General features: G+C 44.6%; 11 protein-coding genes. 2 read left to right on the top strand and 9 right to left on the bottom strand.

Translation table 11 applies throughout. The annotated features are described in order from the left end of the window. Positions 1-26: 26 nt before the first annotated feature. Positions 27-1,271, bottom strand: a complete 1,245-nt coding sequence (locus tag R7070_RS08460) for an iron-containing alcohol dehydrogenase (protein ID WP_256900338.1) — start codon at positions 1,269-1,271, stop codon at positions 27-29. A 377-nt stretch (positions 1,272-1,648) separates the two neighbouring features. Between R7070_RS08460 and R7070_RS08455 the strand changes: the two genes are divergently transcribed. Both R7070_RS08455 and R7070_RS08450 read left to right on the top strand, forming a co-directional pair. After that, the gene (locus tag R7070_RS08455) at positions 1,649-1,915 is read left to right on the top strand and encodes a GrxA family glutaredoxin (RefSeq protein WP_005378026.1); all 267 of its coding nucleotides are present in this window, start codon (positions 1,649-1,651) and stop codon (positions 1,913-1,915) included. Between the two features lie 175 nt (positions 1,916-2,090). Further along, positions 2,091-3,773: an aspartate:alanine antiporter gene (locus R7070_RS08450; RefSeq protein WP_005378028.1), complete on the top strand. Its 1,683-nt coding sequence runs from the start codon at positions 2,091-2,093 to the stop codon at positions 3,771-3,773. Between the two features lie 73 nt (positions 3,774-3,846). Here the strand turns inward: R7070_RS08450 and fabV are convergent, their stop codons facing one another. The 8 genes from fabV to R7070_RS08410 all read right to left on the bottom strand — a co-directional run bounded on the left by fabV (position 3,847) and on the right by R7070_RS08410 (position 16,206). Continuing rightward, positions 3,847-5,049 (bottom strand): enoyl-ACP reductase FabV, encoded by a 1,203-nt coding sequence (gene fabV, locus R7070_RS08445; RefSeq protein WP_005388648.1) that lies wholly within the window; start codon positions 5,047-5,049, stop codon positions 3,847-3,849. 174 nt (positions 5,050-5,223) lie between these two features. Beyond that, complete coding sequence (locus R7070_RS08440) at positions 5,224-7,506, bottom strand: acyl-CoA dehydrogenase (protein WP_205460907.1); 2,283 nt, start codon at positions 7,504-7,506, stop codon at positions 5,224-5,226. Positions 7,507-7,577: 71 nt separating this feature from the next. Continuing rightward, on the bottom strand, positions 7,578-8,213 hold the full coding sequence (locus R7070_RS08435) for a TetR/AcrR family transcriptional regulator (protein WP_005378033.1): 636 nt from the start codon (positions 8,211-8,213) through the stop codon (positions 7,578-7,580). A 717-nt stretch (positions 8,214-8,930) separates the two neighbouring features. Continuing rightward, on the bottom strand, positions 8,931-10,082 hold the full coding sequence (gene nhaA / locus R7070_RS08430; protein WP_005378034.1) for a Na+/H+ antiporter NhaA: 1,152 nt from the start codon (positions 10,080-10,082) through the stop codon (positions 8,931-8,933). Positions 10,083-10,412: 330 nt separating this feature from the next. Then, positions 10,413-11,537 carry a lipocalin-like domain-containing protein gene (locus R7070_RS08425; RefSeq protein WP_238972107.1) on the bottom strand — a complete coding sequence of 375 codons (1,125 nt, stop codon included), beginning with the start codon at positions 11,535-11,537 and terminating at the stop codon, positions 10,413-10,415. Then, on the bottom strand, positions 11,537-13,990 hold the full coding sequence (locus R7070_RS08420; protein ID WP_256900337.1) for an ABC transporter permease: 2,454 nt from the start codon (positions 13,988-13,990) through the stop codon (positions 11,537-11,539). The genes R7070_RS08425 and R7070_RS08420 overlap by 1 nt, the downstream gene beginning before the upstream one ends. Next, complete coding sequence (locus R7070_RS08415) at positions 13,971-14,642, bottom strand: ABC transporter ATP-binding protein (protein WP_005378040.1); 672 nt, start codon at positions 14,640-14,642, stop codon at positions 13,971-13,973. Before R7070_RS08415 ends, R7070_RS08420 begins: the two co-directional genes overlap by 20 nt. A gap of 187 nt (positions 14,643-14,829) precedes the next feature. Continuing rightward, on the bottom strand, positions 14,830-16,206 hold the full coding sequence (locus tag R7070_RS08410; RefSeq protein WP_256900336.1) for an MATE family efflux transporter: 1,377 nt from the start codon (positions 16,204-16,206) through the stop codon (positions 14,830-14,832). Position 16,207: the final 1 nt, after the last annotated feature.

Here is a 16,207-nt window from a genome sequence, read left to right as displayed (position 1 = left end):
TTGTTTTAATGCTGCTAAGGGAGCAATCACCCTAAGTCGTTGACACTCGATAAGTCCGTTCTTGATTCCAGTACTTCAACAGAACTGACATGTTGTGCACTCTCAGCTGCGCACTCTCCGCTACAATCATAGACTTGCTGCAATATGTGTATCAAACGTTCCTGATTAAGAGGTAAAGGATTCCCTTTGATTGCCATTGATTTAAGCGCATCATTCGCCACTTGCTCAAAAGAGGTTTGGCATACTCCAAATTGAGCCAGTAGCGGTAACGCTAACTTATCTAGCACCATATTTACCCAAAGAATTCCATCGTGTTCGTTAGCATTTACTCGCTCAGTGACTAATTGGGCCAGCTTGCGATAACGACTTATCACATCATTCCTACCCGCGAGTTTAGCGGCGTTAATGTTCTCCTGCATCACGTGCGGAGCTAGGCGAGCCGTAATAACGCTATGAGGGGCGTCTAACTTGCCTCCTAACGCCGATGCTAACCCATGAGCGGCACCTAATTTGGCATTAGTAATCGCCATACCACCAAGCAATGCAGCGAACGATAAATCAGAGCGCGCCTTATGATTATCTTGCTTACAAGCGGCAATCACTGAACGGCTTAAACGGCGTAGCCCCTCTTCGCAGACCATATCAGTAAGAGGGTTTGGCTCACCACACACATACGCTTCCATTAAATGAGTGAACGCATCCATTGCGCCACGTCCAGATGTGTATTGGTCGGTCCCGTAAGTAAGTGTCGGGTCTACAATGGCAACGTCTGCGAGCATATCAGGGCTTCGAAGACTCACTTTCACTTTATCTTGTCCAGATTTCAGCACAGCATTTCTGGTCACTTCTGAACCGGTGCTTGCTGTCGTAGGAATTGCAATAAAATGAAGAGGCTTTGCTTTTAAAGGGACGCTTCTTCCTACCACTTCTACGTAATCGTAAACATTGCCTTGATTGGGAATAATGGCAGCTAAGGCTTTGCCCATATCGATGACGCTGCCACCACCTATCGCAACCACCATATCAGGTTGGAATTTTCTACCGAGCACTGCGGTCTCTTCTACCATCGTGATGTATGGTTCACCAACGATAGCTACGTGCTGGTAACGCATATTTTGAGCTTTAAGATATTGGATAATGGGGGCGGCTCGTTGGGTATCCTGCCCAGTGACCAGCAAAACACTGTAGCCAAATTGGTTAATAACGGATAATGAAGATTGAAGTGCACCTTCACCAAATATAATCCTTGTTGCAGTCATAAACTGAAACATACACACCCTCCCAAAAGAATATACCCAAATAACCTCTCGCCCTCTGATTTAACACTTATGTTAGAGTTGAAGTTATTTGCGTATAGCCAAAATAGATTGCTATTTTTTTAAACAAAAAAAATTGACCAATTCCACCTTGCCATCATTAACCCTTTAGAATGTATGTTTTTTATGCGTCACTTCACATACTTCAGAGCCGTAAAATAAGAACACGCGTTTAGTTTTTATTCGATAGATTTCACCTATAGAACCAAGAGGTAATTGCCGCTTTATTTCCGTATCTGGATCGGGCATAGTTACTCCAACAAAAGAAAGCGCACTCAGCCGCTATGTTTTGTACGCTTTCAAAAAAGAATAGATTTAGGAGAAATAAGATTATGTTCGTTGTTATCTTTGGTCGCCCTGCATGTCCTTTCTGTGTTCGTGCAAAAGAGCACGCAGAAACGCTAAAAGCAAAACGTGATGACTTCAACTACCGTTACGTTGATATTCACGCTGAAGGTATTTCTAAAGCAGATCTTGAGAAAACAGTTGGTAAACCAGTTGAAACCGTTCCTCAGATCTTTATCGACCAAGAGCACATCGGTGGCTGCGACGAATTCGAAGCATACGCGAAAGAGCACCTAGGTCTATTTGACGAGTAATAAAGACTGTTTTCAAAAAAGCCGCTTCATGCGGCTTTTTTATTATTTTTCAGCTGGTTATTACGTTAAGTCAACTAATGGTAAAACCTAAAAAAATTCACTTATCTTTTTGCTATATTTAGTTACAATTCACAGTTCTTAATCTTTTTTGGCACACACTCTACCGAGCCACACAGTGAACATAGACGTCGTATACCTTCTCGAACAAAACCCTATCCTTCTAATCTTCGTCGTATTAGCCATTGGCCTTGCCATCGGAAAAATTCGATTTGGCAAATTACAATTAGGCAACTCTATTGGCGTTCTTATTACCTCTTTGGTTATGGGCCACCTTGGTTTCTCATTTAATGCAGAAGCTTTAACCATTGGCTTTATGCTGTTTATCTACTGCGTTGGCATTGAAGCTGGACCAAACTTTTTTGGTATATTCTTCAGAGATGGTAAGCATTATTTTATTTTAAGCATGACTGTTCTCGTGTCTGCGGTCAGCTTAACGTATGGCTTGAGTCACTATTTCGGCCTCGATTTTGGCTTATCCGCCGGTATGATGGCAGGCGCATTGACCGCAACGCCAGTACTGGTTGGTGCACAAGATGCTCTTAACTCTGGCCTTGCGACTATACCGCGGAATATGGAATTTTCTCTGGTATTAGAAAATCTATCCGTAGGCTACGCGATGGCTTATCTGGTCGGCTTAATTAGCATGATCATGTTTGCTAAATTGTTGCCAAAACTGCAAAAACAAAACCTTTCTGATTCCGCGCAGCAAATCGCACAAGAGCGTGGCCTTGGAAATTCAAGCCAGAGAAAAGTGTATTTACCCATTATTCGAGCTTACCGAGTGGGCCCAGAGCTAATTGACTGGACTGATGGTAAAAACTTGCGAGAACTGGGTATTTATCGTCAAACTGGCTGTTACATTGAACGAATCCGTCGCAATGGTATTCTCGCCCACCCAGATGGTGATGCTATCTTGCAAGAGGGAGATGAAATTGCACTGGTTGGCTTCCCTGACAGCCATGCTCGCTTAGACCCTAGCTTCCGTAATGGTAAAGAAGTATTCGACCGTAACTTGCTTGATTTGCGCATCGTTGAAGAAGAAATCGTCGTAAAAAGTGACGCTATCGCTGGTAAGCGTTTATCGGATTTGAATTTGTCTGAGTTTGGCTGTTTCTTAAACCGCGTAGTTCGCGCTCAGATTGAAATGCCTATGGACTTAGACATTGTGCTCGCTAAAGGAGACGTCCTTCAAGTGAGCGGCGAGAAAAGCCGAGTACATGGACTGGCGGAAAAAATCGGTTTCATCTCGATCCACAGTCAAATGGCCGATTTGCTCGCTTTTTGTAGCTTCTTTATTTTGGGTATTCTGTTTGGCCTCATCACAATGACGTTCGGTCAGGTGTCTTTCAGTTTGGGTAATGCGGTGGGTCTTCTGTTGTCCGGTATTACGCTTGGTTTCTTACGAGCAAATCACCCTACTTTCGGTTATGTCCCACAAGGGGCGCTGAATATGGTCAAAGATCTAGGGTTGATGTTCTTTATGGTGGGAATTGGTCTAAGTGCAGGTGGAAAGATGTTCGAGCACCTAACGCAAGTAGGACCAAAAGTCATTGGTTTGGCATTTATTGTCAGTGTTGTGCCTGTGGTTCTGGCTTACTTAGTTGGCGCACACGTACTCAAGATGAACCGTGCCCTGCTCTTCGGTGCCATTATTGGCGCCCGTACTTGCGCTCCAGCTATGGATGTCGTTAACGACTACGCCAAGTCCACCATCCCAGCCCTTGGTTATGCGGGTACCTATGCGATTGCGAATATTTTAATGACGCTAGCTGGTACGATACTGATAATACTAAGTTAATACTCACTTTGGCTATGAAATACAAAAAGGCGCTCAATGAGCGCCTTTTGTTTATTGGTTATCTAGTCTGTGATTAGATTTGAATGAAGTCTGCTTCAACTGCTGGATTCACATCCGCTTCGTAATCTACGCCTTCAACGCCGAAACCAAATAGTTTCAAGAACTCTTCTTTGTACTCAACGTAGTCAGTCAGCTCTTTTAGGTTCTCAGTCGTAATTTGAGGCCATAGCTCACGACAGTGCTGCTGAATGTCGTCACGAAGTTCCCAGTCATCCAGACGTAGGCGGTTCATCTCATCAACTTCTGCCGCGCTACCGTCTTCTTTGTATAGACGTTGGCTGAACATACGGTAGATTTGTTCCATACAGCCTTCGTGTACACCTTCTTCGCGCATTTTCTTGAATACCATTGCGATGTACAGTGGCATAACAGGAATTGCAGAACTCGCCTGAGTTACCACAGATTTAAGTACCGCAACATTGGCACTGCCGCCTGTTGCTGCTAACTTGTCGTTTAGCGCTTTCGCTGCACGGTCTAGGTCCATTTTTGCTTTACCTAGTGCACCATCCCAATAAATTGGCCAAGTTAGCTCAGTACCAATGTAGCTGTACGCGACGGTCTTACAACCTTCAGCAAGAACACCAGCATCAGACAACGCATTAATCCAAAGTTCCCAATCTTCACCGCCCATTACAGTGACAGTGTCTTTGATTTCTTCTTCTGTTGCAGGCTCAACGCTAGCTTCGATGATCACATCTTTGTTGGTATCAACAGCCGTTGATGTGTAAGTTTCACCGATAGGTTTAAGAGATGAACGAACTAATTCACCAGTTTCTGGCATTTTACGTACTGGAGATGCCAGTGAGTAAACCACCATATCGATTTGACCTAAGTCTTCTTTGATCAGCTCGATAGTTTTCTGTTTCGCTTCATTTGAGAAAGCGTCGCCGTTTAAGCTTTTTGCGTACAGACCTTCTTCACGCGCTAGCTTTTCAAAAGCAGCGGCATTGTAAAAACCTGCTGTACCTGGTTTCTTCTCAGTACCTTCTTTTTCGAAGAAAACACCGATAGTTGATGCACCGCCACCAAATGCCGCAGCGATACGAGAAGATAGACCGTAGCCACTTGATGCACCAACAACAAGAACACGCTTAGGTGCGTTTTTGATTGGACCTTGCGCTTTGGTGTACGCAATTTGTTCTTTTACGTTAGCTTCACAACCAACAGGGTGCGTTGTAGTACAGATAAATCCACGAATTCTAGGTTTGATGATCATATTCAACTTCCTTTAAAAAACCTTGTTAGGATAAAAGTTTCGTTGGGATTTCGCATCTAATTTCTGTAAAAATGCTCTTAAAAGGCAAGTGGTTGGAGCACTATCCCACCATCCACTCCCCAAGAATACAAAAAAGCACCTCATTGAGGTGCTTTTCTTAACATTAGTTGTCTATTATGCCGCCGGATTCAACTGCGACTTTTTTGGGCTATGAGTTCGCACTTCAGAAAAGTCATGACTAAAGTGGTCAACTTGAATCGCCTTGTAGCGCAATTTATCTGCAGCCATGATTTGATCAATTTCTTGCTCAGTTAACACGCCTGCTTCAAATGCTTGCTGCAAACGGTCATGCAGCAAACCTTTACGAGCCACTTTACCATCCTTCGCAGCCTTCATAAGTTTACGCTCCAAAGGTTTAATGTCGTACATTGCAAGGAATGCATTCTCCATTAAGCCTACGCTGTCATCCTCTGATTTTCCGATGTAGCACAGATGCGTGAGGCGATCACGTTGCGCGCCTGGCGTCATCATCGCTTCAGCCAAATTCACACACAGCTCATCACTTGGCTTATTGAAATGATTACCAAGCGGGAACAATAGCCCCTTAAGCACACCGCCAACGTATTTCACAGGGAAGTTGGTGTAAGCCTCATTTAATGACTTAGAAGCGTTATACAAACAGTGTTGAACAGCGTAATGAACGAAGTCTAGATCGCCTTGTTGACGGCCTTCATCTTCATACTTTTTCAAGGCAGCAGATGCCATGTATAGATAGCTTAATCCATCACCCAAACGTGCGGAGATCATTTCTTTACGCTTCAAGTCTCCACCTAAGGTTAACATCGCAAGGTCTGCACTTACTGCAAGTGCACGACTGAGACGAGTAATGTCTTTGTAGTATTGCTGCGTTGGGCCACTCATGTGCGCGTTAACAAATCGAGAACCAGTTAGTGCTGCACCAAATGCACCGAATGTATTACCGAGCGCGTGCTTGATGTGTTTAAAGAGTAAGTTGTCAAATTCTTTCGCACCTTGTTCAGAATCTGGATTCGCCGCTGCTTCCATTTCTTTTAGAACATATGGGTGACATCGAGTCGCACCTTGACCAAAAATCATCAGGTTACGAGTCAGAATATTCGCGCCTTCAACGGTGATAGCAACCGGGATACCAAGGTAATGTTTAGCAAGATAGTTCATTGGGCCATCTTGAATCGCACGACCCGCATGGATATCAAACGAATCATTTAGAATGGTACGCGCGATTTCCGTCATGTGGTACTTGGCAATCGCGGTTACAATCCCAGGTTTTTCTTTCATATCGAGAGAAGTCGTCGTTAGCGTACGCGTCGCTTCTAGTAGGTAAGTAAGACCACCAATGCGCCCCATTGCTTCTGCAACACCTTCAAACTTACCGATCGACATTCCAAACTGTTTACGCACGTAAGCATAAGCACCTGTTGTACGTGTAGTAAGGTGACCAATCGCTGTGCCAAGCGCTGGAAGAGAGATACCACGACCAGCAGAAAGACACTCAACCAGCATACGCCAACCTTTACCTGCGTAATCAGCGCCACCGATCAACCAGTCCATAGGGATGAAGACATCTTCACCACGAGTTGGGCCATTCATGAACGCAGACCCCAGAGGATCATGGCGCTCGCCTATCTCGACACCTTCATGGTCAGCGGGAATCAACGCACATGTAATGCCAACCTCTTTCTTGTCACCAAGTAGCCCTTCAGGATCCTGCAGTTTAAACGCTAACCCGAGCACTGTCGCAACTGGCGCAAGCGTGATGTAGCGTTTATTCCAACTAACTCGCACGCCAAGCACTTCTTTGCCTTCATGGGTGCCGTAACAAACCACGCCTTGATCAGGTATGCCACCTGCATCAGAACCCGCTTCAGGGCCAGTTAGGGCGAAACAAGGGATGTCTGTACCATCAGCTAAACGAGGCAACCAGTAATCTTTTTGCTCTTGCGTACCATAGTGCGATAGCAGCTCACCAGGGCCAAGAGAGTTCGGTACCATTACCGATACCGCGGTACTGATACTTCGAGTCGCAATACGAGAAACAATGGTTGAGTTCGCCAAAGCGGAAAATTCACGACCACCATATGCTTTCGAGATGATCAAAGAGAAAAATCGCTCTTTACGTAGGTACTCCCATACTTCAGGCGGTAAATCCCTGTCTTCTTTGACAATCTTCTGGTCATCAAGCATTTCTAGCAGGGTCTCAAGCTCATTATCCATAAATGACTGCTCTTCTGCCGTCAGTGTAGGCGTTGGATAATGATGTAATGTTGTGAAGTTTGGCTTGCCTGAGAATAGTTCGGCATCCCACCATACACTACCCGCTTCCATCGCCTCTTTCTCGGTGCTAGACAGAGGTGGCAATACTTTTTTGAACACTTTAAAAGCCGGGTCACTAATCCATTTTCTTCGTAGAGAGCTCATAGTTCAGATCCTTTTGTTCACGTAACCGCTCGGGGTATAATCTTATTATTGGTTTAACTTTCTTATTTGTCTTATGCCAACTGCTTTGCTGACATTCCTGCTGACAAATATGGAATCAGTAAATCGACGACAGATTTCACATCGACTTCCTTTTCAAACTTACTTTCTGCCAGCTCCGAAAGAGCCTGGCTTGAAGCCATCGTAAATACACAGGTTCCTAACGTGAAGTGCAGTCGCCAAAACAACTGTTCTTCACATAGTTCCGGGTTCGCCTTCATTATCGAGAAAGTGAAAAGGTTCAGTACCTCTTCGTATCTGGTGGTAATGAACCAGCGTAGATGACCTTGAACGTCTGTATAACCGCGGCCAATTAACAACATAAATAGCGCAGTACCATTTGGGCGTACATCATTTAATGTACGTAAAGGTAATCGCAATGACTCAAAGACATCGTCCATGTTGTAGCTATCGCGCGTGTTTAACTCAATTAATGAAGTCTTAATGCTCGGCATTAGTGCTTCTAAATACCTATCTAAAACCGCTCTAACCAGCGTTTTTTTATCGCCAAAGTGATAGTTTACCGATGCTAGGTTAACGTTAGCTTTACCTGTTATCGTTCTTAGCGAAGTATCATTAAAGCCATGTTCAGCAAAGAGTCCTTCTGCGACATCGAGTATTTTTTCTTTTGTTGATGTTCTCGGGGCCATTTTAATCACTCGTATTAAACAACTGTTTGAAAATATACTCCCGAAACTTCAGATTAACAAATGATTAACATCACACTTTAACCAATTGGTCTGACCAGACAATAAAAGGTGTGATCTAATCTTTTGAAATTCAATCGAATACTCCAGTGAAGCTTGTCAGAAGAAAACGATCAAATTTCTCAGTCCATCGCAATTGAAACGCTAACAATAGCCTTGGCGGCTCGGAGTGAGCGACGAGAGAATGAAATACATCTTCGGTTCTAGGGGAGATAAAATGAGAAACACAGAAGTTAGTAACTTCGCCAAGTTGGTAATCCATCTCGATTTTTCTATTACTTTCGGGTGTGTAAGAAGCTAGAAAGCATTAAGTAGAAATTTTTTGAAAAAAAATGGAACTGTTTGGAAAAGGCTCGGTCTGAATATACGTAACAGTTAGGGCATTTGAAGTTTCACTGGCCGTCAAACTTGTTTCCATCTAATTGTTACGTTGCTGCTTTTTTCTTATTAACTCCTATGTTTGTATCCGCCCAGTCAAATTTTCGGCTGGGCTTTTTTTCGCCTGTAGATTTACCAAGCGCCTCTTTCGATGATTTGCCCCATCTCCATAAGCTAGGCCTTAGTTGGTCACAAAAGTAACCACCCTGAAGTGGTTGATGTGCCAATCTGCAGACATAAAAAAGCCTCCCGAATGGGAGGCTTTACTAAACAGTGTGTATCTTACGCTTGCGCTTTCTTAGGCAAAGAAAAGTGCAGTAACGCGTAGCCAAGTAACGCGGCTGTCGTCGAGCCCATTAAGATACCTAGTCGAGCATAGGTATCAAACTCAGGGCTTACATTTCCAAACGCTAAAGAGGAAATGAATATAGACATTGTAAAACCGATACCACACAACACAGAGACCGCAAAGATATGCTTGAAGTTAATGCCTTCCGGTAACTTAGCTACACCCATTTTCACAGCTGCCCAACTAAAGGTGAAGATACCTAGAGGCTTACCAACCAGTAGCCCCAAAGCAATACCTAATGGCAGCATTGAAGTTAGGCCTGACATCGATACGCCTTCTAGCGAAATCCCCGCATTTGCAAATGCGAATAGAGGTAAGATACCAAATGCCACGTATGGATGAAGTGCGTGCTCCATGTGCTTAAGTGGGGAATGTTCGCCCTGTTTACCCTTAAGAGGAATAGCAAAGCCGATCACTACGCCTGCAAGTGTTGCGTGAACACCAGATTTAAGTACCGCAAACCATAAGATCGCGCCGACTATCATGTATGGCGTCAGTTTCGTTACTTCCTTCGCATTCAACATGAACAGGACACCAGTCATGATGAAGCCAACAAGCAGCGCCATGCTAGAAAGATCACCTGTGTAAAACAGTGCAATAATAACAACCACGCCTAAATCGTCGATGATAGCGAGAGCTAACAAAAACACTTTAAGGCTTACTGGTACGCGCTTACCTAGTAGCGCCATGATACCTAGAGCAAATGCAATATCCGTCGCAGCTGGAATGGCCCAGCCAGAAACCGCCTCTGGGTCGTTAGCATTAAACGCAACGTAAATAAGAGCAGGGGCTAACATACCACCAACCGCTGCAATCGCAGGGAAAATTGCGGTTTCTTTTGATTTTAGCGCTCCTTCAAGTAGCTCTCGCTTCACTTCAAGGCCAATAAGTAAGAAGAAAACAGCCATTAGGCCGTCATTAATCCAGTGAGAAACTGACATACCGAATACATAAGTATGCAGTACAGATTGATAAGTTTCGCCCAGCGGTGAGTTAGCAATGGTCATCGCAATTGCCGCTGCGATTACGAGAAGAATACCACCTGCTGATTCCATTTTGAAAAAGTCACGAATGACATCGTTCATGGTTTCGTCCTTATATTTATTATCTTAATAAACGATTAACAAAGAGTGATAAGAGTGTATAGCTGTCGAAAACTTTAGAATAATCGCTTCTTCAGAGTATAAACTTCGGTTTTTTCGATGTTAAGTTTACTATACATCGTATTTTCCAACATGACACTCAATTTTGATCGGAGATCGTATTTGTTTTTGTCGCACCAAATATTTATCAAGATGATGAGAAAATCAGCATAACACGGCTTGTACCATCATGATAACCCCGTACTTTTGAGAAAAAGCTAGGAAGCTTCGCGCACTAAAAAACCACCCGTAGGGGGTGGTTTTCTTCACAACTCAATAGCCTGTCAGCTGCATAAAGCCCCAAGCCTCATTGGAGCCGGAGGCTAAAGTAGGCCCTTCCCAGTAAGGTATTACAAAGGGTAGCCACATATCTGACTTGATAATGCGGGTAGTCAAATTAATTTGATGCTTCGGAATATTGATAATCCATTGCAAAGGTAACCTTCTTCCATTGGATAAACTGGTCACTTGCATTGGCTTGATACTGATATCATCGTCTGAGAGGTTGATGACTTTACCTGAGCGTGTCGACAACGTGCCAAACACGTGCGGTGTTTGCCCATGGTGACGATAACGGCTAACAGTTAATGCTCGACCATCATCTAAATTGAAAACAAACCAATCCCAGCCTTGTTGCCCCTCACCAATTAAGCCGCTGCCCCACTCTTTTTGCGCCCAAGCAGAACCCGTCACTAAGAATCGCTTACCATTTAAGCTTAAGCTGCCTTTTACTTTTAAAAATGGAGCACTGAAGCTGAAAGAAGCAACAGATTGCAACGCATGTTTAACTTGGAAACCTTTGTCTCCATTCACGACAAAGGGGCCGTTTGTCATGGTATTGAGCTCAAGTCCAAACGTATCAGTATTCACATTCAAGTTACCCGGGAAAGGCGTCGCACCGAGTGATCGCCAAGTCCAATTATCAATCCATAACCTGAAAGGACGATTGATCATACCAGCTTGGCCTATCCCACCTCTAGCTACCCGTTGCTCTTTCCATACATGCGAGCCATGACTGACGACAACATGTGAAATGTACAATTGAGGGTTCTGCCAACCGCTGGTTTCTCGCTCGTCCGTCGCAACCCTGAAATAGCTCCATTGAACATTGTAGATCTTGCCTTGCTCATCTTTTAGTTTCGCAAAGTAGTGCCACCATTCATGCTGATACTCGGGATGAAAGCGAAAGTCTGAGGGTAAAGAGACATGCTCATTAGGTAGTACAGGCTCGAAAATCGTTTGATTTTCACGCGTTAAGATAGAATCAAGTTCGCTTTCTCGTGTTGCTGTCGCCTCTAACCAAAAAGTTGAGTAAAAAGCAGCCCCAGTCAGAAAAGCGAACGTAACAACAATGAGCGTTGAAACCAACAAGCGTTTTTTAGAGCCCACTTTTTTCATTACAACGCGTCCCTTAATGACTTCATCGGTGTACTTTTGATCATTCTAATAACTGGCAATGCGCCAGCAACCATGATGGCAAGCATCGCCCAAGCAATGGTTTGAGCATACTCCCATGGAATCGTTTGAAGCTCTAGAGACCAGCCAAATGATTGCTTAATGATAATATCAACGATCAAATGTGCGAGCGCCAAGCCGAGCGGCACTGCAATAATCGCAGAAATGGCTCCGAAGACGAATAGCTGCAAACCACCTAATACGACAAGTTCTTTTCCGGACACACCCATGCACCTTAATAAGGAAAAATGCCGCTGCCGTGAAAGTTCTCCTGCCAACGTCGCAAAGAATAAACCAAACACGGCAATAATCAGCGTGATATTGCCCAAGGTTCCCGCTATCGCAAAGGTATGATCAAACACTCTCATTGCTTGGCTATAAATATTACCGTTATCAAACACACGATCTTGCGGGAGACGGAATACATTCTCTAAGCGATTTTTCAGCCCTTCTCCATTGACGTTATCTTTTAATACGACGCCAAGACCAACATTACCCGTACCTGCAAATGCATACAGCCAATTCCGGTGCGACATCATCACCTGGTTATATGGGTTTCCATAATCGTAGTAAACGCCTACGACTTGCCAATCCCCACCAAGCGGTTCCTGCAAGTTAATGAAGTCTCCAGGGCGGATATCCAGCTTCAAGGCCATCGACTCGCTGACCATTAAGCTCTTGGTAGCGTGCAGTTGATACCAGTAATTTGGGGCACCTAACTTGACGGTAAGTGAGTCTAGCTCACCTTCAGAAGAGCCCGTACTCACAACTTGCAGAGCACCATGCTCGGTCGGCATATCTTTTTCCCAGCGCCACCAAACCGAGTTCACCTCAGGCTGATTCTGGAGCCATGCGCTCATCCTAGCGGCTGAATTGTTGGTCGGATAGATGTACACATCAGCGGCTAATCGCTGATTTAGCCACTTATCGGTTGTATCTCGAAAGCTTCCGACCATTGTTTCTACACCAATGTTTGCCGCCAGCGCTAACATAAACGCCATCGTAGCCACACCGCGATAGCTCATGCTGGCTGCTGCATCAGCAAAAAACCAACGGACACGAACCCATCGCATGGTATAAGAAAAACTTTGGAACATATGCCACATAATAAATGGCATAAACAACGCCACACTAACCAACATCAGCGCAATAATAGCAAAGCCGGTTTCTTGTGTTTTCGGCGCCTGATATACCGCTATTGCAGCGACACAAAACGCACATGCCGCAAGCGCCTGCCAAGAGAACTCTCTTCCAGCAAATCGCATTAGCGACAGTCGAGAAGAAAGGCGGATTGGTTGTGACTTCAACAAACGGATTAATGGCCACAGACACGATATCAACGCACCCATCGCTGCCATGATTAGACTGTATAAGCTAGATTGCCATGACCATCCTATGGTTAAGCCTACGTTGGCATCATACAAATCACTCAGGCTCGAAGACACTGCTGGGATAAGTTCATTTGCTAAGATCAAGCCAAAAAAGTTACCACACGCCCACGCAATAAAGACGAGCAAAGACAACTCTAGTAATAAAGCTTGCGCTAACTGTGTTCCGTTAACACCAGTCTGTCTCAAAATACCGACCAAACGTTGTCGCTGGATGAAAGACAGAGACATCGCTTGATAAAAAATAAACAACCCGACCAAAAACGACAGCATTCCCATCGCGGTGAGATTCATATGGAATGCGTTAGTTAGCGACTCAAGCTCTGTACGCGTATTCCTAACGAGCGTCATTCCGTTTGGCAGCATGTTTTTCAGTGCTATTAGCCTTTCCTCTGGCATTTCACCACAAGAAATCGCAGACAAACCTGAGCTCCGCTTGAGCATACGCAACAACGATATATCAGTAACCAGCCGAGTACCCGAAAGCATCTTGTCCTTATCTACTTGAATAGGCCCAAGACGGCTTCCGTCATTCATCTCAATGAAGTCCCCATCCTGCCAACTCATGTAAGCGGCCAAATCTTGACTAACAAGAATAGGATAAGGAGGCTTCATTAGAGATAAAACAGGCATCTCACCTAGCGATTTTCCTTGTTGTAGTGGGATCATCGCAACAGGATCTATCCCCACCAACATCAGGCTCATATCGGTCTTGGCATCTAGATGAAGCACGTCAAACGGTGCACATTGGTTAAACCCAGCTCGACGTAACTGAATATAGAAACCTTGAGGAATTTTATTGGCAGAGTGCTTCGTTCGGATTCGGTATGGCAAAGGATTGGAGAAAAGTTTTTCCCCAGTGGCATAACTTTGTTTTGCATGCTGGTTGATAGAAGTAACACCAACAAGGAGGGACACGCCTAAAGTTAATCCCAGCCAGACAAGAATAATTTGTAGAGGGTAACGACGGTAATGACCGAGTAGTGCCTTAACTACGGGCCATAACATGTAGCTGCCCTCCTTGAAGTCGAATCTTTCCTTCCATATGGGCGGCCACTTTTTCACTGTGCGTCACTAACAGCAAAGTACACTCCAATTGGCGAGCGAGACTCGTTAATAAGCGCATTACTGCTTCTGCGTTTCGCTCGTCTAGGCTACCAGTTGGCTCATCAGCAAGCAGGATTTTGGGTTCCATATAAAGGGCGCGAGCAATCGCCGCACGTTGTTGCTGACCACCAGACGCCTCTTCCGGATAACGTCCTAGCAATGGCATTAAGTCCAAAGCAGAAAGAATTTGACGCCACAACTCTTTATCTTCCGGCAGACCTTTTAACTGACGACAAAAACGAATATTGTCGGCAATATTAAGTGTAGGAAGCAGGTTGAATTGTTGGAAGATATTACCAATATTGTTGCGGCGATAAAGGGTTCTTAAATGCTCCGGTGCTTCATGCATAGCAAAATTTGGAAACTGCACTTCACCAGAGTCAGCAGTATCTAATCCGGCGATTAAATTCAGCAGAGTACTTTTACCCGAACCACTTTCTCCCATCAGAGCAACTTGGTCGCCTTGCTGCAATGTTAATTCTGCCCCTTGCAATACAGGGTGAAACTCTCCCCCGTCTACATAGCCTTTACATAGGTCTGACAGTTTTAACATTGATTATGCCGCTCGGATGGTGTTTAAAAATTGGGATCAGAATCTACACTAAAATCCTGTTAGTAGAAAGTATTTTGAATGCTTGATCACACTATGGAAGTACAAATGCAACTCGATTCACTTTCTGTTGCTAATTTTGTTGACGTTTTGAGCAGATTTTTGCAGCCAAAATAAACTCTGTTCCTCCTTACTGGCCAATCAGGTTTTTCATCCATTTTCGGCTAACCATTCTTGGCAAGCAAATCGCCCACTTCACAACTTCTTCCGTCAAAAAGAGTAAGTAAACCCATTGTGGGTCCCAATTGAGATAAATCGCTGCAAATGCTGCGAGTGGAATCCCGATCACCCACTGCGCCAAGATGTCTTGATACAAACAAAACTTAACATCACCGCCCGCGCGTAATACACCAACAATCGCCATCATCGGCACCGAGCGTAACACGACACCCAACGCTAGAATCACCATAAACTGTTCAGCTAGCTCGCGAGTGTCTGTTGTCAGTGCACTAAACGCATTAAGGATCCATTGATTTGACACTATCAACAAGATGGCGACCACAAATGCGATAAGCACATTCAAAATGACCGTAGCCCATGCTTGATAATAAACGGGTTCAAAATTACGAGCGCCGAGCTGGTTCCCGACTAGAACTGCAGCCGCATTCGATAAGCCAATCATCATCGCCAATGCGATCGACTCAACAGGTGTCATTACGGAAAGTGCCGCCAAACCTTGTACGCCTGCTTGCCCCATGATGGCGTGATAAGCAAACAGCCCACCAGCCCACGCCAAGAAGTTAAATGTGGTTGGCAAAGAGAGGCTCAAGAAACTCGTAATTTTATCTAAGACCAATCCTGCGCGTATATCATCCCAACCAAATGCGATTATGTGTTTTTTCAACCATAGATAACCAAACAAGCAACCTACTTCGATCGCGCCACTGATTACCGTTGCGATCGCTGCTCCCGTAATACCCAGAGCAGGAAAGCCTAATTGACCAAAAATTAAAACCCAGTTAAGAAAAACATTAGATAAAATGCCTATACCACTAAAAAAAGTGCTTAGGCCTGGTTGGTGCATCGCCCTTAGGCCCACCGACATACTGGCCACACATGCAACAGCAAACATGCTAACCGACGAAATAATGAGATAGCTGGCCCCTAATTCAATCACTTCTTGTGAATCGGTAGTCAAGCTCATGATGAGTTGTGGAAAAACAACAAACAAAGCAACAGCAATCGCAGCAAACATCATTGCGATCATCCATGTTAAAGCGGTACTGCGACGCACCCCAACTTTATCGCCAGCCCCCCAATATTGAGCGGTTAACAACGCACCGCCCGTTGTCACCCCAACTAACATGATGGTGGTGACGAAAGTCGCGCGTGCAGCAACTCCAACAGCGGCAATTTCAGCTTCACCAAGTTGACCAAGCATAAGAACATCGACGAGGCTTCGGCTTGAAAACATCATGCTTTGCAGTGTAATTGGTAACGCGATTGCAAATAAACGACGTAAGAATGCTTTATCTGCGTGTATTGAGAGTTGAGAAAGAAAAGTCACA

It is taken from the genome of Vibrio sp. 1557 (assembly GCF_033340175.1).
GTDB lineage: Bacteria > Pseudomonadota > Gammaproteobacteria > Enterobacterales > Vibrionaceae > Vibrio > Vibrio alginolyticus.
Note: the sequence above shows the minus strand (reverse complement) of the source record. Positions and strands in the feature narration are given on the sequence as shown.